This window comes from Streptomyces sp. CA-179760 (assembly GCF_050937045.1).
Taxonomy (GTDB): domain Bacteria; phylum Actinomycetota; class Actinomycetes; order Streptomycetales; family Streptomycetaceae; genus Streptomyces.
In genome coordinates this window covers 5,557,391-5,579,416 of the sequence record NZ_JBNJLZ010000001.1, presented here as the reverse complement: position 1 = coordinate 5,579,416, position 22,026 = coordinate 5,557,391, and the positions used below count along the sequence as shown (strand labels likewise).

The 22,026-nt window shown below is 70.7% G+C and carries 25 protein-coding genes and 1 pseudogene; 16 read left to right on the top strand and 10 right to left on the bottom strand.

Going from position 1 to position 22,026, the window contains the following annotated elements; genetic code table 11:
* Positions 1-73: 73 nt before the first annotated feature.
* A complete protein-coding gene (locus ACQEV8_RS25365) occupies positions 74-751 on the bottom strand; it encodes a TetR/AcrR family transcriptional regulator (protein ID WP_432964288.1) in 678 nt (225 codons plus the stop codon).
* Positions 752-881: 130 nt separating this feature from the next.
* Between ACQEV8_RS25365 and ACQEV8_RS25360 the strand changes: the two genes are divergently transcribed.
* Entirely contained in the window at positions 882-1,271 is a 390-nt protein-coding gene (locus ACQEV8_RS25360; RefSeq protein ID WP_432964285.1) for a VOC family protein, read from the top strand.
* Between the two features lie 52 nt (positions 1,272-1,323).
* Entirely contained in the window at positions 1,324-1,923 is a 600-nt protein-coding gene (locus ACQEV8_RS25355) for a dihydrofolate reductase family protein (RefSeq protein WP_432964282.1), read from the top strand.
* 75 nt (positions 1,924-1,998) lie between these two features.
* On the opposite strand, the gene ACQEV8_RS25350 is transcribed toward ACQEV8_RS25355, so the two are convergent.
* Together ACQEV8_RS25350 and ACQEV8_RS25345 are read right to left on the bottom strand one after the other, a co-directional pair.
* Entirely contained in the window at positions 1,999-2,490 is a 492-nt protein-coding gene (locus tag ACQEV8_RS25350) for a hemerythrin domain-containing protein (protein ID WP_432964279.1), read from the bottom strand.
* 63 nt (positions 2,491-2,553) lie between these two features.
* Positions 2,554-2,694: pseudogene (locus ACQEV8_RS25345) on the bottom strand (M20 family peptidase); the annotation flags it as partial.
* Between the two features lie 243 nt (positions 2,695-2,937).
* On the opposite strand from ACQEV8_RS25345, the gene ACQEV8_RS25340 reads away from it, so the two are divergent.
* The 5 genes from ACQEV8_RS25340 (at position 2,938) to ACQEV8_RS25320 (ending at position 7,327) form a co-directional block, all read left to right on the top strand.
* A complete protein-coding gene (locus ACQEV8_RS25340) occupies positions 2,938-4,275 on the top strand; it encodes a hypothetical protein (RefSeq protein WP_432964276.1) in 1,338 nt (445 codons plus the stop codon).
* 1 nt (position 4,276) lies between these two features.
* Positions 4,277-4,624, top strand: coding sequence for a carboxymuconolactone decarboxylase family protein (locus tag ACQEV8_RS25335; protein WP_432964273.1), 348 nt, complete (start codon positions 4,277-4,279; stop codon positions 4,622-4,624).
* Positions 4,625-4,682: 58 nt separating this feature from the next.
* On the top strand, positions 4,683-5,042 hold the full coding sequence (locus tag ACQEV8_RS25330; protein ID WP_432964270.1) for an SHOCT domain-containing protein: 360 nt from the start codon (positions 4,683-4,685) through the stop codon (positions 5,040-5,042).
* Positions 5,043-5,071: 29 nt separating this feature from the next.
* Entirely contained in the window at positions 5,072-6,604 is a 1,533-nt protein-coding gene (locus ACQEV8_RS25325; protein WP_432964267.1) for a cation:proton antiporter domain-containing protein, read from the top strand.
* A gap of 96 nt (positions 6,605-6,700) precedes the next feature.
* A complete protein-coding gene (locus tag ACQEV8_RS25320; protein ID WP_432964264.1) occupies positions 6,701-7,327 on the top strand; it encodes an NADPH-dependent F420 reductase in 627 nt (208 codons plus the stop codon).
* Between the two features lie 7 nt (positions 7,328-7,334).
* On the opposite strand, the gene ACQEV8_RS25315 is transcribed toward ACQEV8_RS25320, so the two are convergent.
* Complete coding sequence (locus ACQEV8_RS25315; RefSeq protein ID WP_432964261.1) at positions 7,335-7,571, bottom strand: hypothetical protein; 237 nt, start codon at positions 7,569-7,571, stop codon at positions 7,335-7,337.
* Between the two features lie 142 nt (positions 7,572-7,713).
* Positions 7,714-8,733 carry a LacI family DNA-binding transcriptional regulator gene (locus ACQEV8_RS25310; RefSeq protein WP_432972978.1) on the bottom strand — a complete coding sequence of 340 codons (1,020 nt, stop codon included), beginning with the start codon at positions 8,731-8,733 and terminating at the stop codon, positions 7,714-7,716.
* A 273-nt stretch (positions 8,734-9,006) separates the two neighbouring features.
* On the opposite strand from ACQEV8_RS25310, the gene ACQEV8_RS25305 reads away from it, so the two are divergent.
* The 5 genes from ACQEV8_RS25305 (at position 9,007) to ACQEV8_RS25285 (ending at position 14,450) form a co-directional block, all read left to right on the top strand.
* Positions 9,007-10,173, top strand: a complete 1,167-nt coding sequence (locus tag ACQEV8_RS25305) for an ABC transporter substrate-binding protein (protein WP_432964258.1) — start codon at positions 9,007-9,009, stop codon at positions 10,171-10,173.
* Positions 10,174-10,291: 118 nt separating this feature from the next.
* Entirely contained in the window at positions 10,292-11,275 is a 984-nt protein-coding gene (locus ACQEV8_RS25300) for a carbohydrate ABC transporter permease (RefSeq protein WP_432964255.1), read from the top strand.
* Complete coding sequence (locus tag ACQEV8_RS25295; RefSeq protein WP_432964252.1) at positions 11,272-12,105, top strand: carbohydrate ABC transporter permease; 834 nt, start codon at positions 11,272-11,274, stop codon at positions 12,103-12,105. Before ACQEV8_RS25300 ends, ACQEV8_RS25295 begins: the two co-directional genes overlap by 4 nt.
* 61 nt (positions 12,106-12,166) lie before the next feature.
* A complete protein-coding gene (locus ACQEV8_RS25290) occupies positions 12,167-13,771 on the top strand; it encodes a glycoside hydrolase family 13 protein (protein ID WP_432972975.1) in 1,605 nt (534 codons plus the stop codon).
* 94 nt (positions 13,772-13,865) lie between these two features.
* The gene (locus tag ACQEV8_RS25285; RefSeq protein WP_432964249.1) at positions 13,866-14,450 is read left to right on the top strand and encodes an antibiotic biosynthesis monooxygenase family protein; all 585 of its coding nucleotides are present in this window, start codon (positions 13,866-13,868) and stop codon (positions 14,448-14,450) included.
* Between the two features lie 74 nt (positions 14,451-14,524).
* Here ACQEV8_RS25285 and ACQEV8_RS25280 read toward each other — a convergent pair whose 3' ends face one another.
* The 4 genes from ACQEV8_RS25280 to ACQEV8_RS25265 all read right to left on the bottom strand — a co-directional run bounded on the left by ACQEV8_RS25280 (position 14,525) and on the right by ACQEV8_RS25265 (position 18,543).
* Positions 14,525-15,958 carry an ATP-binding protein gene (locus tag ACQEV8_RS25280; protein WP_432964246.1) on the bottom strand — a complete coding sequence of 478 codons (1,434 nt, stop codon included), beginning with the start codon at positions 15,956-15,958 and terminating at the stop codon, positions 14,525-14,527.
* Complete coding sequence (locus ACQEV8_RS25275; protein WP_432964243.1) at positions 15,959-16,726, bottom strand: response regulator transcription factor; 768 nt, start codon at positions 16,724-16,726, stop codon at positions 15,959-15,961.
* A 73-nt stretch (positions 16,727-16,799) separates the two neighbouring features.
* Entirely contained in the window at positions 16,800-17,876 is a 1,077-nt protein-coding gene (locus tag ACQEV8_RS25270; protein ID WP_432964240.1) for an LLM class flavin-dependent oxidoreductase, read from the bottom strand.
* A 22-nt stretch (positions 17,877-17,898) separates the two neighbouring features.
* Positions 17,899-18,543: a TIGR03086 family metal-binding protein gene (locus ACQEV8_RS25265; RefSeq protein WP_432964237.1), complete on the bottom strand. Its 645-nt coding sequence runs from the start codon at positions 18,541-18,543 to the stop codon at positions 17,899-17,901.
* A gap of 62 nt (positions 18,544-18,605) precedes the next feature.
* Between ACQEV8_RS25265 and ACQEV8_RS25260 the strand changes: the two genes are divergently transcribed.
* Both ACQEV8_RS25260 and ACQEV8_RS25255 read left to right on the top strand, forming a co-directional pair.
* Positions 18,606-19,481, top strand: a complete 876-nt coding sequence (locus tag ACQEV8_RS25260; protein WP_432964234.1) for an AraC family transcriptional regulator — start codon at positions 18,606-18,608, stop codon at positions 19,479-19,481.
* Between the two features lie 5 nt (positions 19,482-19,486).
* Positions 19,487-19,822: a YnfA family protein gene (locus ACQEV8_RS25255; protein WP_432964231.1), complete on the top strand. Its 336-nt coding sequence runs from the start codon at positions 19,487-19,489 to the stop codon at positions 19,820-19,822.
* A gap of 38 nt (positions 19,823-19,860) precedes the next feature.
* On the opposite strand, the gene ACQEV8_RS25250 is transcribed toward ACQEV8_RS25255, so the two are convergent.
* A complete protein-coding gene (locus ACQEV8_RS25250; RefSeq protein WP_432964228.1) occupies positions 19,861-20,298 on the bottom strand; it encodes an ester cyclase in 438 nt (145 codons plus the stop codon).
* A gap of 127 nt (positions 20,299-20,425) precedes the next feature.
* On the opposite strand from ACQEV8_RS25250, the gene ACQEV8_RS25245 reads away from it, so the two are divergent.
* Entirely contained in the window at positions 20,426-21,202 is a 777-nt protein-coding gene (locus ACQEV8_RS25245; RefSeq protein ID WP_432964225.1) for an SDR family NAD(P)-dependent oxidoreductase, read from the top strand.
* 72 nt (positions 21,203-21,274) lie between these two features.
* A complete protein-coding gene (locus tag ACQEV8_RS25240) occupies positions 21,275-22,024 on the top strand; it encodes a tyrosine-protein phosphatase (RefSeq protein ID WP_432964222.1) in 750 nt (249 codons plus the stop codon).
* Positions 22,025-22,026 lie beyond the last annotated feature (2 nt).

The following is a 22,026-nucleotide window of genomic DNA, read 5'->3' as shown; positions in this document are numbered from 1 at the left end:
AAGGGGCCCGTGGCGAAAGGGGCCCGTGGCGAAAGGGGCCCGTGGCGAAAGGACCCCTCGGTGAAGGGGCCCCTCAAGCGATCGCGTAGTCACGGAGGGCCGGTTCGAGAAGGTCGAACGCGAGGGCCGCTTCCCTCGCGACCGTCTCGGCGATCTCGTCGTTGGTGTGCCCGGCCAGGGTCAGGTCCTGGATGCGCTGGAACAGGACGCGGTGCGCGGCGCCGAGCAGCCCGGCGACCGTGCGGACGGTGATGTCGTCCGGCCGCGCACCGACGGTCTCGGCGAGGGCCTCGGCCAGCGCCTGCTCGCGCCGGTCGTGCAGGTTGCGCAGGCACGCCGACAAGGTGGGGCTGTCGGTGATCATGCGGGAGAAGTCCGGGCCGGCGAATCCGGCGACCGGGTCCTGCGCCGCGACAGCGGCCTCGAAAGCACGGCGAAGCGCCGCGAGGGCGGACTCCCCGGAGCGGCGTGACGTCACGACGCGCGCCAGCGTGGCGCTGAACTCGTCCTGATGGTCGAGGGCCAAGTCCTCCTTGCGCGCGAAGTAGTTGGTCACCGTCTTCTTCGCGACGCGGGAGGCCGCCGCGATCTCGGCGATGGTGGTGTTCTCGAAGCCCTGCTCGATGAAGAGCCGTGTCGCATGGTCGGAGATCAGCTGTCGCGTCTCCTGCTTCTTCGTCTCCCGCAGGCCCAGCGGGGCGGTGACGCCGGCTGTGGTGGCACTCGCTGCGGCGTTCGTCGTCGTCTCCATGAGGCGAATCTTAGCTCCGTAGTAAAAATATGTTTACAGCGTGGATCGCATGGAAGTAATGTTACTACCGACGCAAGATCAGTCTTGAAGGGCACCGCCCCCACCCCGCAGCCCGGAAAAGGAACCGCTCTTGAGGATCACCGCCTCCACCCTCTCCCTCACGGTCGAAGACATCGCGGCCTCCCACCGCTTCTTCACCGAGCACCTCGGCTACCGGGAACAGGCCGCGGCCGAGGGATTCGCCTCCCTCACCCATGACGATGCCGCCGTCGACATCGTCCTGCTCCGGCGGGGCATCGACGTCCTGCCGCCCGACCAGCGCGACCGGCACGCCGGCGGACTGATCCTCGCCTTCACCGTCACCGGCCTCGAAGCCGAGGAGAGACGACTGCGCTCCGAAGGCGTCGACATCACGATGCCTCTGCGCGAAGAGCCATGGGGGGAACGCCTGTTCCAGGTCACCGACCCCAACGGGATCATCGTCCAGTTCGTCGAATGGATCACCCCGGACCACTCCTGATCCCCTGGCGCCGTACGAACTGATCACGCAGACCCGGAAGAGGGAGCACCGCATGCGAAAGCTCGTGTACTACATCGCCACCACGCTGGACGGTTTCATCGCGGGCCCGGACGGCGCCGACCCCACGGGCCCTGACGGCTTCTGGCCGATCCCCGAGGACTACATCCAGCACCTTGTGACGGAGTACCCGGAGACCCTGCCCGTCCACGCCCGGGCGGCGCTGTCCGTCACCGCGCGAGGCACTCACTTCGACACCGTCCTGGAAGGACGGCGCAGCTACGAGATCGGCCTCAAGGCCGGCATCACCGATGCCTACCCCCACCTGCGTCACCTGGTCTTCTCCCGGACCCTCGCCGAGAGCCCGGACCCGGCCGTCGAACTCGTCGCCGGCGACCCCGTGGACAAGGTGCGACAGTTGAAGCAGGAGGACGGCAAGGACATCTGGCTGCTGGGCGGCGCGGAGCTGGCCGGCGCCCTGTACGGCGAGATCGACCAGCTCGTCTTCAAGATGACACCGCTGACCATCGGTGCCGGAATCCCCGTCTTCTCCCACAAGGCCGCCTTCGATCCGCGCGGCTGGGAGCTCACCGGCCACACGGTGCTCGACAGCGGTGCGGCCTTCGTCACCTATGCGCGCGCCACCGGGAACTGAAGCCGTCCCTCAAGACCCGGCCGACCGGGGGTGCCGTGCGCCGGCACCCCCGAGTCACCCCGGGTCGGCACGCCGTCAGGAGTGGACGATACGGCGTACGTTCTCCACGGCCCCGCAGCCTTCCTTCAGCCGGCGCTCCCGTTCCGTCAGGAACGCCCCGCCCAGCTCCTCCCGGCGGTCCATGGCGACGTTCTCGCGTGCTCCGTTGAGGATGGTGCGTTCTTCCTCGTCGGTGTGGTGGGTGATGACCTTCACGAGGTCTTCCAGCTTCTCGTCCCACTCGGCGGAGCCGACCTCGCCGACCTCGAGGAGGTCGAGGAGCGCCTCGTTGCCCTCCTCGTGCTCCTCCTCGCCGTGCTCGAGCTCGTCGTCGTCGATCTTGTTGTAGCGCTTGAGGGCGGGGTAGACCTCCGCCTCCTCCGCCAGCGCGTGCGCGATCAGCAGGTCGGCGAACTCCCGCAGGGCGGCTGCCCGGTCCGCTTCGACGCTGCGCATCAGGTGGAAGAGCTCCTCCATCCTTCTGTGGTCCTGGAGGATGAGTTCGACGACGTCTCGTGTCTCGGCCATGGGGCGGGCACCACTTCCGTACGAGGGAACCTTGCCGGACCCGACTACCCTCGCCCGCCGTGTTCAGCCGCGCAGTGGCTCCGTCAGCCGGGCCAGCAGGCCGGCGACCAGGGCCGTCCGGGCGGGCACCGTGTCGGGGTGGATGAACTCGCCCTTGGCGTGGGCGCCGTCGCCGATCGCACCCATGCCGCACAGGACCGGCAGGGCCCCCGGTCGACCATGTCGACGAGGTACGGAAGGACCTCGCCGGTGGGGCTTCTGCCCGGGCACTCGATCACCAGGTCGACGCGTCGACCGCCCCGCACACTTTCGGAACGCCATGCGACCTGCCGCTTTCCGTGCGGCCTGGCGGATGGCCGCGAGTGCTGACCATGCGCCGTCCGCGCACCCTCGATAAAATCTGAACAATAGGTAAAACCCGTCCAAAAAGCCTCGCGGGGGAGACTGATGGATTCCTCCGATGGTTCCTCGTCCGCCGGACCTCCGCTGAGCGCCGCTGAGCGGGAAGAGTACGAGCGGCTGCGCAAGGCGGCCTCCGGTCACCACCGCCGCCTGCGCTGCTCGGCGACCTCCGTACTGCTGATCCTGACTTTCGTCCTGGCGCCGCTGGCCGTCATCGCCGCCTGGGTGGACTCGCAGGTCGCCGACACCGACCGGTATGTCCAGACCGTCGCTCCGATCGCCACGGAGCCCTCCGTCCAGAACACCGTGACCGACCGGCTGACCAAGCGCGTGGTCGACAACGTCGATGTCGCCGCCTTCACCGCCGCCATAGGGCGGACGTTGCAGCGGGAGGGCGCCCCGCCCCGGGTCGTCCAGGGCGCCGACGCGCTGACCGGACCGCTGAAGAGCGCGCTCACCTCGGCCGTCCACAGCATCGTGCTCAGGGTGGTGACCAGCGACCAGTTCGCCGAGGTGTGGGACGACGCCAACCGGCGGGCGCACGCCGCCGTGGTCAAGGTCCTGACCGGCGAGGGCGGCAGCGCCGTCCAGGCCGGTGACGACAGCATCGACCTGAACATCGGCACCGTCGTCGACAACGTCAAACAGAGGCTGGTGGACGCCGGCTTCGACCAGGCCTCGAAGATCCCCGACGTCGACAAGAGCATCACCCTGTTCCAGACCGACAAGCTCAACGAGGCCCAGGGCGCCATGCGGCTGCTGAACATCCTCGGCGTCTGGCTCCCCGTCCTGGTCCTGGTCCTGGCGGCACTCGCCGTCTGGAGCGGGCCCGCGCACCGCGTCGCCCTGATGACCACGGCCATCGGCGTCGGGGTCATGATGATCGTGCTGCTCGTCGGCCTCGCCGTGATGCGGCAGATCTATCTGGACTCGGTCGCCACGACCGCCCTGCCGCAGGACACCGCGGCCGGCATCTACGACACCTTCCTGCGCTTCCTCAAGAACAGCACGGTCACGGTCCTGGTCATCGCGGTGATCACCGCGCTGGCCGCCTACCTGTACGGGCCGGGACGCGGTGCCCGGTGGGTCAGAGGCGCGGCGGCGGGCGGGACCGGGGCGACGGGCCGGGCCATGGCGCGCAACGGAATGCGCACCGGGAGCCCCGGCCACTGGCTGGACGCGCACCGCAAGTGGACCACCGGCATCGCCATCGCCGGCGGGGCGCTCGCCCTGGTGCTGTGGAACTACCCCACGCCCGGGTCCGTGGCGCTCGTCCTCGGCATCGTCGTCCTCGTACTGATCCTCCTCGGAATCCTCGCCGCGGCCTCCGGCGCGGCGCAGTCGAGCCGTACGTCGCACCAACCGTCAGGGAAAGGAGCCTGAGATGGCTGAACAAGGGACAGGGGCGAGCGGCGTCGCCGCTCTCGCCGAGGCGAACGCGCCCGTGTTCGAGACACTCGTCCAGATGACGCTCGACACGTTCGAGCGGTCCGGGCTGGACGAGGAGACATACCTGCTGGCTCGTATCGCGGCTCTGGTGGCCATGGACGCCTCCGCTCCCTCCTACCTCCTCAACATCGGCACCGCCGCGGACGTCGGCGTGCCGCTGGAGAAGATCCAGGGGACGCTCGTGGCGATCGCCCCCGTGGTGGGCAGCGCCCGCGTGGTGTCCGCCGCGCGCGCCATCGGCGAAGCGTTCGGTCTTGACCTTCCCGGAGAGGAGGAGCGGTGATGGACGGCTATGTGAACCTGGCCTACGACTACCCGGTCCTCGGGCCTTCTGGACGATCATGTGGATCTTCCTCTGGGTCATGTGGATCTTCCTGCTCTTCCGCGTCATCGTCGACATCTTCCGCGACGATGCCCTGAGCGGCTGGGCCAAGACGGGATGGCTGGTCTTCACCGTCGTCCTCCCCTTCCTGGGCGTCTTCGTCTATGTCGTCGCCAGGGGCAAGGGCATGGGCAAGCGTGAACAGGACCACGTCAAGGCCCGGATGGACGAGACGGACCGCTACATCCGGGAGGCCGTCGGCGCCACCGGCCCTGCCAGCGAGGCGGAGCAACTCGAGAAGCTCTCGCAGGTCCGGGCTCGCGGCGACATCACCGACGAGGAGTTCCGCCAGGCCAAGGAGAAGGTCCTCCACCCGTGACCGCACGCCGCCCTGGCGGGTGAGCAACGGTGAGCGGCAGCGTGTGGGCGGGGGCGGCCGTCGTCGCCGTGACGGCGGGGTACGCCCTCTTCTCCCGGCGGCTGGCCACGACCGCCGTGTCGGCGCCGATGGTGTTCACCGGCTGCGGGATCGCCATCGGCCCGATCGGGCTCGGGCTGCTCGACCTGGAGCAGGACGCGGGGCCCGTGCTCACCCTCGTCGAAGCCGCCCTGACGCTGGTCCTGTTCACCGACGCGATGGCCGTACGGGCACGGGCTCTGCGCCTCGGCGGATTCCTCCCGGGCCGCCTGCTGGGAATCGGGCTGCCGTTGACCATCGGGGCGGGCTGGCTGCTGGCGTGGCCGCTGCTGCCGGGGCTGACCCTGTGGGAACTGGCGCTGCTCGGTGCGGTTCTCGCGCCGACCGACGCCGCTCTCGGCAAGACGGCGGTCGCCGATCGGCGTGTCCCCGCGCTGGTGCGCGGCGGCCTGAACGTCGAATCCGGGCTCAACGACGGGATGGTGCTGCCCTTCTTCGTGGTCTTCCTCGCGGCTCTGCCCGGAACCATGGCCTCGGAGGAGGGCGCCTCCGGGGTCTTCTGGCGCGCTCTCGTGCTCAGTACCGCATGGGGCCTGGCTGTGGGAGGGCTCGGTGGGTGGCTGTCGTGCCGGTCGCATGCGAGGGGCTGGATCAGTGGTGACTGGCGGCAGACCTTCGTCCTGGCCGTGGCCGCGGGCGCGTACACCGTGGCCGTCGCCTTCGACGGGAGCGGCTTCATCGCGGCCTGGGTGGCGGGGTTCGCCTTCGGTGTGGCCCTGCGGCGGAGCGGAGCGGCGGAGGGGCGGGGGGAGGCAGCCGCGGCGGCACCGTCCCGGGAACCGGCTGAGGCGCCCGGGAAGGCACCGGCTCAGGAACCGGCTGAGGCGCCCGGGAAGGCACCGGCTCAGGAACCGGCTGAGGCGCCCGGGAAGGCACCGGCTCAGGAACCGGCTGAGGCGCCCGGGAAGGCACCGGCTCAGGAACCGGCTGGGGCGCCCGGGAAGGCACCGGCTCAGGAACCGGACGCCGTCGACGACTCCGCCGGTCTCGCCGAACATCTCGCCGACCTGCTCGCCTCGTTGAGCTTCCTGGTCTTCGGCGCCGTCCTGCTCGGGCCGACGCTGGACGATCTCGACTGGCGGATCATCGTCTACGCCGTGCTGAGCCTCACCGTGGTGCGGATGCTGCCGGTCGCCCTCTCCCTGGCCAGGACCGGCCTGGCCCTTCCCACCGTCGCCTACATCGGCTGGTTCGGGCCGCGCGGCCTCGCCTCCGTCGTGTTCGGGCTTCTCCTGGTGGAGGAACACGTCCCGGGCGTTCAGCTCCTCGGCCGGGTGATCGCGGCCACCGTCGCGCTCAGCATCCTCCTGCACGGCATGTCGGCGGTGGTCCTCGCGAAGCGGTACGGCACCTGGTACGGGAAGGCCGCCGCCCGGCGACCGCGTCTGCGGGAGGACCTGCCCGGGGACGGAGAGACCGGCACGCCCCTCGACACGGTAGGGAGACAGCGTAAGAAGGGCTGACGAAACCATCACGTCTCTGGACTAGGTCTTTCGTACCGGTTCACAAGGGCCGGAGGTCCGATTCGCCGTGCCCGGCACGGCGGTTAGCGTCCGGGCATGCGTATAGGACTGCTTGGCACCGGCAACGTCGCCCGCGCACTCGCCCACGGCTGGAGCGCCACGGGGCATGACGTCCTCCTCGGCTCACGCCGGCCTGAGGAACGGACGGACCTCGGGCTCCCCGTGGGGAGTCCGAGCGAAGCGGCCGCTCACGCGGAGGTACTGGTCAACGCCACTCCGGGGACCGTCTCCGTGGAGCTGCTGCGTTCGATCGGGGCTCCGGCGCTGGCCGGCATCCCGCTGATCGATGTCGGGGTCGGTCTCTCCGACGACTTCGTCGAGCTCTCGCACCCCAACAGCAGTCTGGGGGAACAGATCCAGGACGCGTTCCCCCTGACCCCCGTCGTGAAGACGCTGTGCACCATGGACTCCACGGTGATGACCGCCCCGGGCGATCTGGACGGCCCGAGCACCGTCTTCCTCTCCGGCGACGACGCCGAGGCGAAACGGACCGCGGGCAGGCTGCTCAACGACCTCGGCTGGCCCACGTCGTCGCAGCTCGACATCGGCGGTATCCGCACCGCTCGCGGGCAGGAGCACTTCGCCCTGCTCTTCATGGGCATCGCGGGCGGGCTGGGCTCTCACACGTTCAACATCAGCGTGGTCGCCCGCCCCTCTGCCTGACGTGAGCTCAGTCTTCGACGCACTTGGGGTACTTCGAGCCCCGGTTGCAGTCGTGGTAGTCGTACTTGCTGACCCTGAACCTCGTCTCGTCACCGGCCTTGGCCGGATCAACGACCAGGTAGAACTTCTTCCCGTCCTTGACCTTCTCGGTGACCTTGCCCTCCGGGCCCTTGTCGAAGTCCTGCGCGCATCCGGCGAGGCCGAGGACACTGACTGCCACGAAAACGGTGGCGAGGCGACGCATGTCGTGCTCCGATCATCTGAAAACGCGGCTCAGTGTAGGGGTGAGCGCCCGTCAGTTCATGATCGGGAATGTTCCCGGGTGTGGATGGGGAAGGTCTGTGGAGGGCAGTGTGCGCCGTGCGGACAACTCCCTTGCGTCACCGTCATTCTGAGGGAGAGTCATCCGCTACCGCCACCGGCGCCGTCGTGGACCGGGGGATCACATGCGTCGGCAGGATCAGGTGCCGACCGTGTCCGCCCTCGGCGTCGCCGATGAGCTTCAGAGCCAGTTCGCCGGCCTCCCGCCCCATGTCCGACGGTGACTGCGCGACCGTGGACAGGTCGAACCAGTCCGCCAGCGGCTGGTCGTCGAAGCCGAGGACGGAGATGCGCTCGGGCACGGGGATCTGCGACTTGCGCAGGTTCCAGATGAGGGCGACGGCGACCTCGTCCTGCTCGGCGAAGACGGCGGTAGGCGGTTCGCGCAGGCTCAGCAGCGTGCCGATCACCTCGGCTGCTGCGCGCTTGTCGCCGACCCGGGTGGAGACCACCAGGTCGTCGTCGAGCGGGACACCGGCCTCGGTGAGCGCCTGCTGGTAGCCCAGCAGGCGCTCGTTGGAGCTGAAGGCGAAGCCGCTCGCGCCCTGGGTCTGGACGAAGGCGATCCGGCGGTGGCCGAGGTTGAGCAGGTGCCGGGTGCCGTGCAGGGCACCGGCGACATCATCGACGTAGACGCTCGGACGTCCGTCGACGTGCTGACTGACGTAGATGACGGGCATGCCGAGGTCGTCCAGCCGGGCCGTCTCCTCGTCGGTGAGGTCGAAGGAGAACACCAGGAGCGCGTCGGCGTTGCGGCGCGCCGGGAGGTGTTCGAAGAAGTCGGTGCGCTCGGCCAGGTCCGGGATCTCGTAGACGTTCAACTGCAGGCCCGACGCGCGCAGCAGCGGGGCCAGGCTGGACAGGGCGGCCCCCATGAACCACGAGTCGAGCGTCGGGACCATCACCGCGACCGTCCCGGTCCGGCCCGTGACCAAGCTCGCGGCCTGCCGTGAAACGGCGAAGTTCAGTTCGCGCGCGGCCTTCTCCACCCGGGCGCGCACCTCCGGCGACACCGTGGACAGGCCGCGCAGCGTGCGCGAGACGGTGGAGGCGGAGACCCCGGCCCGTTCGGCGACGTCGGCCATCGTGGGGTGCCGCTGAGCTGGAGGCATGGGCCGGACGTTAGCACAGGGATTCGCTCTTCTGGCTCTGACCGTGACAGCGCTTTCATGGGAGTGAAGCCCAAGCAGTCAGCCGATTACCGTCGCGTAACGCATTGACTTCGGCAAATGGCACCCCTAGCTTGCAAGCGTTGCCCAAGCGACCCTGAAAAGGGCTCCTCAAGGCCCACCAGCAGCGTTCTGACCTGCATATCTTCTTCATTCATTCCATGACAACGCAGTCTCAGCAGGAGTGGCATGACGACCAGAACCACCACCAGAGCCACCGCGCTCGCCGCCACCGGGCTTCTCCTCACCGCCTGCGGCAGCGGCTCCGGGCAGGCCGGGCCACCGTCGTTCGAAGGGCGCGGGCCCATCACATACGTGGCCGGCAAGGACACCACGGGCACCGTCCAGCCGATGCTCGACCGCTGGAACAGGGCGCACCCGAAGGAGAAGGTCACCTTCATCCAGCTGCCGACGGACCCGGACGCGCAGCGCCGGCAGATGATCCAGAACGCGGAGACGAAGTCCGACGCCTACACGGTGCTGTCCCTCGACGCCGTGTGGACCTCGGAGTTCGCCGCCCACCGGTGGATCGACCCGTTGCCCGAGAAGCGGTTCCCGCTGGGCAGGATGCTGAAGCCGGTGGTGGAGACCTCCCGGTACCGCGGCGGTCTGTACGCGGTACCGGGCAGCTCGGACGGCGGCCTGCTCTACTACCGCACCGACCTGCTGAAGAAGGCGGGTGTCGCCCAACCGCCCACCACCTGGGCCCAGATGACCGCCGCCTGCGCCGAGGTGCGGAAGCTGCCCGAGGCGAAGAGCATGTCCTGCTACGCCGGGCAGTTCCAGAAGTACGAGGGCCTCACGGTGAACTTCGCCGAGGCCGTGAACTCCGCGGGCGGCACCGTCACCGACCCCAGCGGCAGGCCGGACGTCGACACCCCCGAGGCCCGGAAGGCCCTGGACTTCCTCGCCGGCTCCTTCAAGGACGGGACGATCCCCGAGAAGGCCATCACCTTCCTGGAGGAGGACGGCCGCCAGGCCTTCCAGTCCGGCAAGCTCGTCTTCCTGCGCAACTGGCCGTACGCGTACTCGCTGGCCCAGAAGAGCGGCGTCAAGGGCAAGTTCGCCACCGCTCCCCTGCCCGGTCTGAACGGGCCCGGCTCCTCCAGCCTCGGCGGCCACAACATGGCCGTCTCCTCCTCCGCCCAGAACAAGGCGACGGCCCTGGACTTCATCAGGTTCATGAGCAGCGAGGAGAACACCAGGACCTTCCTCGAGGACGCCTCCGTCGCCCCGCCGTACGCCTCGCTGTACGACGACAAGGCGCTCATCGCGCGGTACCCGTATCTGCCGGTGCTCAAGGAGTCCATCCTGCGGGCCGTGCCCCGCCCCGGGTGGTGCAGTACGGCGATGTGACCTCGGCGGTCCAGCAGGAGACGTACGCCGCCCTGACCGGGGAGAAGAGCAGCGCGCGGGCGTTGAAGGATCTGCAGAAGGCGCTGCGGAAGGCCGTGGCGCGGTGAGGGCCGGGGTCATGACCAGGACTCCGGCAGAGGCCGATGTCCGTACGGAACCCCGGCGGGCGCCGAAGCCGGGCCGGGCGACCGCCGGTTCCGGGCGGCTGGCCGCGCTGCTGGTCTCGCCGACGCTGCTGGTGCTGACGATCGTCGTGCTCTACCCGACGCTCATGGCGCTGAAGGAGTCGCTGTACGGGCCGAAGGAGCTGGACCCGAGGACCGGGTTCATCAGCGACACCGAGCCGTTCGTCGGGCTCCAGAACTACGTGGAGATCTTCGGTGAGGCCGGGGCGCGCTTCTGGAACGCCTTCTGGAACACCACGTTCTTCACCGTCGTCACGGTCGGCCTGGAGACGGTCGTCGGCGTGGCCATGGCGCTGATCATGCACAAGGCGTTCCGGGGCCGGGCCCTGGTGCGGGCCGGGATCCTGGTGCCCTGGGCGGTGCCGACGGCCATCTCCGGACTGCTGTGGCGGTGGATCTTCAACAGCGACGGCGTGGCCAACGCGCTGCTCGGGCAGCAGATCCTGTGGACCACCGAGGGCTTCCACGCCAAGGTCGCCGTCATCGTCGCCGAGGTGTGGAAGACGGCACCTTTCATCGGGCTGCTGGTGCTCGCCGGACTCCAGGTCATCCCCAAAGAGGTCTACGAGGCCGCCCGCATGGACGGGGCCCGCCCGGTGCGCCGGTTCTGGCACATCACCCTGCCGCTGGTGAAGCCCGCGCTGCTGGTGGCGGTGCTGTTCCGCTGCATGGACGCGCTGCGGATGTTCGACCTGCCCTACATCCTCGTCGGCGCGCAGAAGCACTCGGTGGAGACCCTGTCGATGCTCGCGCAGAACGAGGCGGCCAACGTCCGCTTCGGGCCCGCCTCCGCCTACGCGGTGATCCTCTTCCTGTACGTGTTCCTGATCGCGCTCGCCTTCGTGCGGCTGCTCGGCGCCGACCTCATCGGGGGCGACAGCAGGAGAAGGCGCCGTCGTACGGAGGTGGCGGCATGACCCACACGGCCAAGTGGCGGCAGTGGCTGCCGTATCTGGGGATCGCCGCGGTGGTGGCCTACTGTCTGGCGCCGTTCTACTGGATGCTGGTCTCCAGCCTCCGCCGCACCGAGGACATCTTCGACACCTCGCTCGTCCCGGCCCCGCTGTCCTTCGAGAACTACCGGGCCGTGTTCGACCCCACGCAGGGGTTCGGGCACGCGCTGCTCAACAGTCTCGTCGTCGCCGGGATCACGACCGCCGCGGCGCTGCTGCTCGCCACGTTCACCGCCTACGCGATGGCCCGGCTGGAGTTCCGCTTCAAGCGGCTGATCCTCACGCTGATCATCGCCACCTCGATGTTCCCGGTCGTCTCGATCGTGGTGCCGTTGCTGAAGCTGTTCACGGACATCGGGTGGATCAACACCTACCAGTCGATGATCGTGCCCAGCATGTCCTTCGCGCTGCCGCTGGCCGTGTGGAACCTGACCACGTTCTTCCGGCAGATGCCGGACGAGCTGGAACACGCCGCGATGGTCGACGGCTGCACCCGCGGCCAGGCCTTCCGCAGGGTCATCGTGCCGCTCGCCGCCCCGGGCATCTTCACCACGGCGATCATCACCTTCATCTGCGCCTGGAACGAGTTCCTCATCGCCCTGTCGATGACCAACAAGCCCGGCATGCAGACCGCGACCGTCGCCATCTCCAAGTTCACCGGCGCCACGACCTACGAGACACCGTTCGGCAGCCAGATGGCCGCCGGTGTCCTCGTCACGGTCCCGCTGGTGGTCATGGTGCTGCTCTTCCAGCGCCGTATCGTCGCCGGGCTCACCGCCGGCGCCGCCAAGTAGACCCGCCCCGCATCAGAAGGAGCCTCGTGTCCCCCACCGCCCCTGGTGGCGCAGCGCCGTCATCTACCAGGTCTACATCCGCAGCTTCGCCGACGGGAACGGCGACGGCGTCGGTGACATCGCCGGCCTCCGCTCGCGCCTGCCCTATCTGAAGTCCCTCGGCGTGGACGCCGTCTGGATCAACCCCTGGTACGAGTCGCCCATGGCCGACCACGGCTACGACGTCGCCGACTTCCGCACCATCGACCCGCTGTTCGGCACCCTGGCCGACGCCGAGCGGTTCATCGAGGAGGCGCACGCGCACGGGATCCGGGTGATCCCCGACATCGTGCCCAACCACACCTCCGACCAGCACGCCTGGTTCCGGGCGGCCCTGGCCGCCGGGCCGGGCAGCGCGGAACGCGAGCGCTACGTCTTCCGGCCCGGGCGCGGACCCGACGGCGCGCAGCCGCCGAACGACTGGGTGTCCTGCTTCGGCGGCCCGGCCTGGACCCGGCTGCCCGACGGGGAGTGGTACCTGCACCTGTTCGCACCCGAGCAGCCCGACCTCAACTGGCAGCACCCCGAGGTGCGGGCCGAGTTCGAGTCGATCCTGCGCTTCTGGTTCGGCCGGGGCGTCGACGGCTTCCGTATCGACGTCGCCCACGGTCTGATCAAGCACCCGGAGCTGCCGGATCTGCCACCGCGCAGGGACCCGGACGCCGGGCTGCCCTCGCGACACGTGGACCACCCGCACTGGGACCGCGACGAGGTGCACGAGGTATACCGCTCCTGGCGCAAGGTCGCCGACGAGTTCCCCGGCGACCGTTCCTTCGTCGCCGAGGCCTGGGCCGACACACCCGAACGGCTGGCGGCGTACGTCCGCCGGGACGGCCTGCACACCGCCTTCAACTTCGACTTCCTCATGTCGAGCTGGGACCCGAAGGACCTGCGCACCGTCATCGACGACTCCCTCGCCATGCTCGGCGCGGTGGACGCACCGGCCACCTGGGTCCTCTCCAACCACGATGTGATGCGCCACCCGAGCCGCTACGGACGCCGCACCGCCAAGCGCTGGGTGGCCAACGAGAGCTACCGCCCCGAAGGCCCCCTGGACCTCGAACTCGGCACCCGGCGCGCCCGCGCCGCCGCCCTGCTGATGCTCGCCCTGCCCGGCGGCGCCTACGTCTACCAGGGCGAGGAACTCGGCCTGCCCGAGGTCGAGGACCTGCCCGAGGACCTCCTCCAGGACCCGACCTGGGAACGCTCCGGCCACACCGACCGGGGCCGCGACGGCTGCCGCGTCCCCATCCCCTGGTCCGGCCACACCGCCCCCTACGGCTTCAGCCCCGACGGCGCCACGGCCGATCCCTGGCTGCCCCAGCCCGCCCGCTGGGCCGAGCACACCGTCGAGAGCCAGACCGGCGACCCGGCGTCCATGCTTGAGCTCTACCGTGCGGCGCTGCGCATCCGCCGCGACCGTCCCGCCCTGGGCGACGGCACGCTGACCTGGCTGGACACACCGGACGGGGTGCTGGCCTTCACCCGCGATCCGGGCTTCGTGTGCGTGGTCAACCTCTCCGCCGAGCCGTACGAGCTGCCCGGCCACTCCGGGCTCCTCCTGTCCAGTGGCCCGCTGGAGAACGGCCGGCTGGGGCCGGACCAGGCGGTGTGGCTGGCGGTGTAGGGCACCGGCGAAAAGGAGTTGACCGCTCCCCGCTGTCCACGGGCACGATCACGGTTCCGGTTCCGTCCTCCGTACGCGTGAAGGAGTTCCGTCCGTGCCCTCAGCACTCTTCCCCGACCTGTCCGCCCCCGGCACATGGGTGATCGGCACCCGGTATGCCGACGGCCCCGACCGGCAACAGGCGCTCGCAGAGGAGGAGTCGGCCTTACTGGAGCCACCGCCGGTCGGCCTCGCCGCCGTGAGCTGGTTCCTGAGCACGGACGGGGAGACCGTGCTGACGCTCGCGCGGTGGGACGACGACGCCGGGGTTCCGCCCGTCGGCCCGCCCCGCTATCGCCTCTACCGCAGCCTGGCCGAGGAGCGGGAGACCCGCGTCCCGGGCTGTCTCATCACCGCCGCGTTCGACGTCGACGGGCCCGAGCGGCAGCGATCGTTCACCGACGCGGTGATCGCGGCCCAGCCCCGGGAGGGCGGCCACCCCGGGGCGGTCTCGGCCCACTTCCTGCACAGCGTCGACGGCAGCCGGGTGCTGCTGTACACGGAGTGGACCAGCGCCGAGGCCCATCAGGAGGCCGCCGAGGACGGTGATCACGACCAGGGGCACGAGCTGTTCTCGGGGACGCCCGGGGTGCGGCTCACGCATGGTGGGCGGTTTCGGCTGTATCGCAACCTGCGCTGACCTCAGCGCGCCCAGGTGCGGGGCACGCGCCCAGGTTGCGGGTCACCCCAGGTGCGGGTCACCCCATGTGCGGGTCAGTCGGGCCCGTCGCCCGCCGGGAACCCGCCCACCGTGAACCCGATCACCGTCCCGCCCCCCTCCCGCCGGACCGCGAACGGCGCTCCCCCGTGCGCGAGAGCCACCTCGCGGACGATGGACAGGCCAAGGCCCGAGCCCGGCAGGGAGCGGGCGTCGGCGGCGCGGTAGAAGCGGTCGAAGACGCGGGCGAGGTCGCGGTCGGTGATGCCGGGGCCGCGGTCGAGGACCTCGACCCGGATCGTGCCGGGCCGGGCGGGCCCGGCGACGACGATCTCGACGGGGGCCGTGCCGCGCTGGTCGAACTTCACGGCGTTCTCGACGAGGTTGGACAGCGCCCGGGTCAGCATCCCGGGCCGCCCGTCGGTCGTGGTGTCGCCGCTCGCGCGGAGCGTGATCTCCCGGCCGCTGCGGCGCCGGGCCAGACCGGCCACCTCCTCCGCGAGGCCGGCGACGTCGACCCGCCGGGGCGGCTCGGAGTCGGACTGCCCGGCCGCGAGGTCGACGAGCTCGTTGACCAGGTCGGTCAGCTCACGGGCCTCCTGGCCGAGGTCGGCGACCAGTTCCTCACGGGTCTCCGGCGGCAGCTCGTCGATCCGGCGGAGCATCGAGATGTTCGTCCGCAGCGAGGTCAGCGGTGTCCGCAGCTCATGGCCCGCGTCCTGGACCAGCCGGCGCTGGTCCTCCTCGGACTGGGCGAGCCGCCCCAGCATGCGGTCGAAGGCCCGGCCGAGCCGGCCCACCTCGTCATGGCCGGCGACCGGCACCTGGATGCCCAGACGGCGGGTCCGGGCCACGTCCTCGGCGGCGTCGGTCAGGACGACCAGCCGCCGGGTGATGCGCCGGGCGAGCCACCAGCCGAACAGGCCGGCGGCGATCACCACGGCGGCCATCAGCAGCAGCGTCCGCCGCTGGAGCGCACGCAGCAGGTCCTCGACGTCGCTGAACTCCTGCGCGACCTGCACCGCTCCCCGCCCGCCGCCGAGGGACACGGTCGCGACGCGGTACACGTCGTTGCCCACGTCGACGTCCCTGTGCTCGACCACCCGCCCGGACAGGGACGCGGCGGCGATCCGCACATCGGCCCCCGTCACCGGCAGCCCCGGCCGGCCCGCGTCGACGACCCGGCCGTCCGGGCCGAGCACCTGCACATCGGTACGGGCGGGCCGCACCAGGTCGTGGCCGGGTGCGGCGGAGGAGAAGTCGCCGGGCGTCATCCGGTTCTCCCGGACCTCGTCCCGCAGGTCCTGCACGACCTCGTCGAACACCGTCTGCTGGTCCACCCGCACCAGCCGGGCCGCGGCGCTGTAGGACAGGATGCCGACCAGGACCGTCACGGCCGCGGTCACCGCCGCGAAGGACACGGCGAGCGTCGTGCGCAACGAGACCAGCTTCGGCCGCCGCCCGCTCAGCAGCCGGCGGAGGCGGCCCACTCAGTCCTCCCGCAGCACGTAACCCACGCCCCGCACCGTGTGGATCAGCTGCGGCCCGTCCGGGTCGTCGAGCTTGCGGCGCAGATAGCCGACGTAGACGGCGAGGTTCTTCGAGCCGGGGCCGAAGTCGTAGCCCCAGATACGGTCGTAGATCGTCGAGTGGTCGAGGACGATCCCCGCGTTGCGGACCAGCAGTTCCAGCAGCTCGAACTCGGTGCGGGTCAGTTCCAGCTCGCGCGCGCCCCGCCACGCCCGGCGCGCCTGCGGGTCCATGCGGATGCCGGCGGCCTCGATGAACCGCTCGGGGAACTGGTACCTGGGCGGCTCGGGCACGGGCGGGCTGCCGAGGGGTGCGGCACCGGCCGGTGCGCCGCCGAGGGGCTCGCCCACCCCCACCGGGCTGCTGGTGCGCCGCAGCAGGGCGCGCAGCCGGGCGAACACCTCCTCCACGTCGAAGGGCTTCACCACGTAGTCGTCGGCGCCCGCGTCCAGGCCGGCGATCCGGTCGGCGGTCTCCACGAGGGCCGTCAGCATCAGGACCGGCGTCCGGTCGCCCTCGGCCCGCAGCACCCGGCACACCTGGAGCCCGTCGATGCCGGGCATCATCACGTCCAGGACGAGCACGTCCGGACGGTTGCGGTGGGCCTGCGCCAGTGCCTCGACACCGTCGGCGACCGCCATGACCTGGTAACCCTCCAGGGTCAGGGCGCGCTCCAGGGCGTTGCGGATGGCGCGGTCGTCTTCGGCGAGCAGCACGGTGTGGGGCACGCGTCCAGTGTGCCTGGCGACCGGCACCCCGGGACCGGATGCGCCGCGCCGGAGCGTCCTTCTTACTCCCCTCTCACCCCCGGGCCCGCGCGAGCCGGGCCGCGTGCGTCGGCGCCTCCGGCACGTCCGCCGGGCGGTCCACGGCGAACTCCTTGCGCAGCACCGGTACGACCTCCTCGCCCAGCAGGTCGATCTGCTCCAGCACGGTCTTCAGCGGCAGCCCGGCGTGGTCCACCAGGAACAGCTGCCGCTGGTAGTCGCCCGCGTACTCCCGGAAGGCCAGCGTCTTCTCGATGACCTGCTGCGGGCTGCCGACGGTCAGCGGCGTCTGCGCCGTGAAGTCCTCCAGCGACGGCCCGTTCCCGTACACCGGCGCGACGTCGAAGTAGGGCCGGAACTCGCGCACCGCGTCCTGCGAGTTCCGCCGCATGAACACATGCCCGCCGAGCCCGACGATCGCCTGCTCGGGCGTGCCGTGCCCGTAGTGGGCGTACCGGGCCCGGTACAGCTCGACCATGCGCTTGGTGTGGTCGGCCGGCCAGAAGATGTTGTTGTGGAAGAAGCCGTCGCCGTAGAACGCGGCCTGCTCGGCGATCTCCGGCGAGCGGATCGACCCGTGCCAGACGAAGGGCGGTACGCCGTCCAGCGGGCGGGGCGTCGCCGTGAAGCCCTCCAGCGGCGTACGGAACTTCCCCTCCCAGTCGACGCCCTCCTCGCGCCACAGCCGGTGCAGCAGGGCGTAGTTCTCGACGGCGAGCGGGATGCCCTGCCGGATGTCCTGCCCGAACCAGGGGTACACCGGCGCGGTGTTCCCGCGGCCCAGCATCAGATCCACCCGGCCGTCGGCCAGGTGCTGGAGCATCGCGAAGTCCTCGGCGATCTTCACCGGGTCGCTGGTGGTGATGAGGGTGGTGGCCGTGGAGAGGACCAGCCGCTCGGTGCGGGCGGCGATGTAGCCGAGCATCGTGGTCGGGGAGGAGGGCACGAACGGCGGATTGTGGTGCTCGCCGGTCGCGAAGACGTCGAGCCCGGCCTCCTCCGCCTTGAGCGCGATGGCGACCATGGCCTTGATCCGCTCGCGCTCGGTCGGTGTCCGGCCCGTGGTCGGGTCGGGCGTGACGTCGCCGACACTGAAGATCCCGAACTGCATGGTCGCTCACCCTCCAGGTTGTTTATCCTTCAACCGCACCTGGGGGAACGACAGCGGGCGCGGTGGCATTCCAGGAGGGATCCCTGCCGGTCCGCCCGAGCAGTCGCTCGAAGGCCGACGCACCCTCCGCCACCGGCACCGGCTCCCCGAACACCCCCATATTCCTGGCCGTCGGCGCCAGCTCGTCCACCGCGCCGGACAGCTCCGCCACGACCGCCTCGTCGGCACCCGGGTACTCCTGGCCCGTCGCCCGCGCCAGGTCCCACACGTGCACCGTCAGATCGAGCAGCGCCATCGAGCCGACCAGCCGCGCCGGCATGTTCATCCCGCCCGTCGTGCCCTCCTCGGCACCCGGCGCCGACCAGGCCGCCACCAGCCGGTCCGCCTCCTGGGCGAGCCGCTCACGCCACTCGGGACTCCCGGCGACCGGCTCGGGCGTCCCGCCGAACTCCGACGCCTCCTTCGCGGCCAGCCGCTGGAACTGCGTGATCACCTGGAAGAGGTGATCGACCAGCGCCCGCACGTCGTACTCGGCACAGGGCGTGGGCGCGGCGAGCACCGCGTCGTCGATGCCCCGCACCACCGGTACCGCCCGCTCCCGCGCCAGGCCCAGCAGCTCACCGATGCCGTACGTCTTCACAGGGTTCGTGTCCATGCTCGTGTCCATGCTCCGACCGTAGGGACGGCCACGACCGCCCATCTTGAAGAAACGCGACGTACGATCCGGCCATGGAGGCCCCCCGCCACGACACCCGCGGGATCGTCGACCCGTCCGGGCTGCTGAACCGCGTGCGCTTCCGCCGCCACGAGCCCGCCGAGCCGCTGCGCCGGTACGTCGAGTGGTACTGGCTCATCGACTGGGACCTGCCCGAGCCGTACGCCTCCCACGTCGTCCCGCACCCCTCGGTCAACCTCACCTTCCAGTGGGACGGGGCCGACGAGGAGGACGCTCCGCCCTACGGCGAAGTCACCGGCGTCGCGCTCGGCCTCTACACCAGGAAGCTGACCGGGCGGGGCCGGGTCTGCGGGGCGAAGTTCCGCCCCGGCGGCTTCCGGCCGTACGCCCCCGAGGAGCCGGTCTCCCGCTGGACGGGCCGCACCCTGCCCGCCCAGGAGGTGTTCCCGCAGGTCACCGCCGACACCGCCCGCACGGTCGTCACCCCCGCCGGCGACCACGCCCGGGTCGCCGCCCTCGACGCCTTCCTGCTCTCCCTGCCCCGCGCCCCGGACCCGCAGGCGGACCTCGCGGTCGACCTCGTCGAACGCATCCGCGCGGATCGCGCCGTACGCCGCGTCGGCGACTTCGCCCACGCGCGGGGCCTGTCGGTACGGGCGTTGCAACGGCTCTTCTCAGCCCAGGTCGGCGTCAGCCCCAAGTGGGTCCTCCTCCGCTACCGCATCCACGAGGCCCTCGAACAGGCCGGCCACCGCGACGACGTCGACTGGGCCGCCCTCGCCGCCGACCTCGGCTACGCCGACCAGGCCCACCTCGTACGGGACTTCACGACGACGGTGGGAGTACCTCCGACGGCGTACGCGGCGGAGGCCCGGCGCCCGGCGCCGTCACACGGGTGCGAAGGCCCGGGCGAGGGCATGCGAAGCTGACCACCATGTTCGTGGTCCGCTCCGCCGCCCTCTTCGTCGTCGCGGCCCTCTTCGAGATCGGCGGCGCCTGGCTGGTCTGGCAGGGCGTGCGCGAGAACCGGGGCTGGCTGTGGGCGGCCGGCGGCGTCCTCGCGCTCGGCGCGTACGGCTTCGTCGCGACGTTCCAGCCCGACGCCCACTTCGGACGCGTGCTCGCCGCGTACGGCGGGATCTTCGTCGCCGGTTCGATCCTGTGGGGCGTGGTCGCGGACGGCTACCGCCCGGACCGCTGGGACATCACGGGCGCACTGATCTGCCTCGCGGGCATGGCGGTCATCATGTACGCCCCGCGAGGAGACTGACCGACCCTTCGGCCCGGCTCGGAGAAGCTCAGAGCGCCTCAGAACGGCTCGTCGGGCGGCAGCAGCCCCAACTGCCCCAGGAAATCCATCTCGTCGAAGTACAGCCGGTAGTCGACGATCCGCCCCTCCCGCACGGTGGCGATGTCCACCCCGCGGATCCTGATCTCCTTCTGCGTCGGCGGGAGCGTCTCACCGTTGGGCAGCTCCAGCGGCCCGGTGTTGCGCCCGCTGAAGACCCCCTCGTCGATGGCCGTGTCGCCCACCTCGTAGGAGTGCAACGCCTGGAACGACCCGTCGGGAACCGCGTCGGTCATCGTCCGCCAGTACTCGACGATGTTGTCGCGCCCGTGCAGCTCACCCTCGTCAGGGGTGAGGGCGACCGCGTCCTCGGCGTACAGCTCGCCGATGACCTTCAGATCGGCGTGCGTGGTGATCGCGTCCGTGAGCCGGTCCATGACCGCACGTGCCTCGCCCATGATCCACCTCCAGGGAAGACCGGAATCCAGGGCACCACCCGCCCTCATTCTCCCACCGCGGGGCCGACCTATCCTGACCGGAAGCCGGTACGCAGAAGTCGGTCCACACCACGCCCGAGGAGCTCCCATGGCCACCGCCGCCCCGTCCGCAGCCTCCCGCATCGCCGTCGTCACCGGTGCGAGCAGCGGAATCGGCGCCGCCACGGCCCGGCAGCTCGCCGCGGCGGGCTACCGCGTCGTCCTCACCGCGCGCCGCAAGGACCGCGTCGAGGCGCTGGCGGAGGAGATCAACAAGGCGGGCCACCAGGCCACGGCCTACGCCCTCGACGTCACGGACCGCGCGGCGGTCGACGAGTTCGCCACGGCCTTCAAGACCATCGGCGTCCTGGTCAACAACGCGGGCGGCGCGCTCGGCGCCGACCCGGTCGCGACCGGCGACCCGGCCGACTGGCGCCAGATGTACGAGACGAACGTCATCGGCACGCTCCACCTCACCCAGGCCCTGCTGCCCAAGCTGGACGCGAGCGGCGACGGCACGGTCGTGGTCGTCTCCTCCACCGCCGGCCACGGCACCTACGAGGGCGGCGCGGGCTACGTCGCCGCCAAGCACGGCGCGCACGTCCTCGCCGAGACCCTGCGCCTGGAGATCGTCGGCCGCCCGGTCCGCGTCATCGAGATCGCCCCCGGCATGGTCAAGACGGACGAGTTCGCCCTGACCCGCTTCTCCGGCGACACCGCGAAGGCCGAGAAGGTCTACGAGGGCGTGGCCGAGCCCCTCACGGCCGACGACGTCGCCGACACCATCACCTGGGCCATCACCCGCCCCAGCCACGTCAACGTCGACCTCCTGGTCCTCCGCCCCCGCGCCCAGGCCTCGAACACGAAGGTCCACCGGGAGTCGTGACGGCGGCGGGGACACACCCACAGCCGTGAAAGCGGAGGCATGGAGCCGGGGTGGCCCATAGGGTCGCCCTTCGTGGACATCGACAGACACATAGCGTTCGACGCCCTGCACAACTTCCGTGACCTGGGCGGCTGCACCACCGCGGACGGCAACCGCGTCCGCCGGGCCCGCGTCTACCGCGCCGACTCCCTGGGCAAGCTCACCCAGGGCACGGATGACTGGACGCGCTTCCTCTCCCTCGGCATCCGCACGGTCATCGACCTCCGCTACCCCTGGGAGATCGACTCCCGGGGCCGCGTCCCGGACGACCCGACCTTCACGTACCACAACCTCAGCATCGAGCACCGCCCCTACAACCAGGCGGCCCTCACCCCCGACATCGCCCCCGGCCCCTACCTGGCCGAGCGCTACATGGAAGTGGCGCAGGACGGCACCAAGGAAATCCGCCGGGCCCTGGAACTGGTGACACAGGCGGCGCGGGCCGACGAGCCGCTCGCATTCCACTGCGCCTCGGGCAAGGACCGCACAGGCCTGATCGCGGCCCTGGTCCTGGAGCTCCTCGACGTCCCGCGACCCACCATCGTCGAGGACTTCGCCCTCACGGACCTGGCGGCCCCCGCCCTCCTCGCCGACTGGACGTCCCGCAACGACGGCCGCTCCCCCACCTGGCCGTCGTTCGGCCGCGCCCCCGCCGAGGTCATGCACCTGTTCCTGACAGACCTGACGAACCGCTACGGCTCGACAGCCGGCTATGTGACCAACGCCTTGGAGCTCGACGCGTCAGCCCTCTCGGCGGCCCTCCGGGAGGGCCTCCTGGAGTGAGC

Bases quoted from the DNA above. Each gene is read 5' to 3' on its own strand.
- ACQEV8_RS25365 (WP_432964288.1), bottom strand. From the start codon at position 751: ATGGAGACGACGACGAACGCCGCAGCGAGTGCCACCACAGCCGGCGTC.
- ACQEV8_RS25355 (WP_432964282.1), top strand. From the start codon at position 1,324: ATGCGAAAGCTCGTGTACTACATCGCCACCACGCTGGACGGTTTCATC.
- ACQEV8_RS25350 (WP_432964279.1), bottom strand. From the start codon at position 2,490: ATGGCCGAGACACGAGACGTCGTCGAACTCATCCTCCAGGACCACAGA.
- ACQEV8_RS25340 (WP_432964276.1), top strand. From the start codon at position 2,938: ATGGATTCCTCCGATGGTTCCTCGTCCGCCGGACCTCCGCTGAGCGCC.
- ACQEV8_RS25335 (WP_432964273.1), top strand. From the start codon at position 4,277: ATGGCTGAACAAGGGACAGGGGCGAGCGGCGTCGCCGCTCTCGCCGAG.
- ACQEV8_RS25330 (WP_432964270.1), top strand. From the start codon at position 4,683: ATGTGGATCTTCCTCTGGGTCATGTGGATCTTCCTGCTCTTCCGCGTC.
- ACQEV8_RS25320 (WP_432964264.1), top strand. From the start codon at position 6,701: ATGCGTATAGGACTGCTTGGCACCGGCAACGTCGCCCGCGCACTCGCC.
- ACQEV8_RS25315 (WP_432964261.1), bottom strand. From the start codon at position 7,571: ATGCGTCGCCTCGCCACCGTTTTCGTGGCAGTCAGTGTCCTCGGCCTC.
- ACQEV8_RS25310 (WP_432972978.1), bottom strand. From the start codon at position 8,733: ATGGCCGACGTCGCCGAACGGGCCGGGGTCTCCGCCTCCACCGTCTCG.
- ACQEV8_RS25305 (WP_432964258.1), top strand. From the start codon at position 9,007: ATGACGACCAGAACCACCACCAGAGCCACCGCGCTCGCCGCCACCGGG.
- ACQEV8_RS25300 (WP_432964255.1), top strand. From the start codon at position 10,292: ATGACCAGGACTCCGGCAGAGGCCGATGTCCGTACGGAACCCCGGCGG.
- ACQEV8_RS25295 (WP_432964252.1), top strand. From the start codon at position 11,272: ATGACCCACACGGCCAAGTGGCGGCAGTGGCTGCCGTATCTGGGGATC.
- ACQEV8_RS25270 (WP_432964240.1), bottom strand. From the start codon at position 17,876: ATGCAGTTCGGGATCTTCAGTGTCGGCGACGTCACGCCCGACCCGACC.
- ACQEV8_RS25265 (WP_432964237.1), bottom strand. From the start codon at position 18,543: ATGGACACGAGCATGGACACGAACCCTGTGAAGACGTACGGCATCGGT.
- ACQEV8_RS25260 (WP_432964234.1), top strand. From the start codon at position 18,606: ATGGAGGCCCCCCGCCACGACACCCGCGGGATCGTCGACCCGTCCGGG.
- ACQEV8_RS25255 (WP_432964231.1), top strand. From the start codon at position 19,487: ATGTTCGTGGTCCGCTCCGCCGCCCTCTTCGTCGTCGCGGCCCTCTTC.
- ACQEV8_RS25250 (WP_432964228.1), bottom strand. From the start codon at position 20,298: ATGGGCGAGGCACGTGCGGTCATGGACCGGCTCACGGACGCGATCACC.
- ACQEV8_RS25245 (WP_432964225.1), top strand. From the start codon at position 20,426: ATGGCCACCGCCGCCCCGTCCGCAGCCTCCCGCATCGCCGTCGTCACC.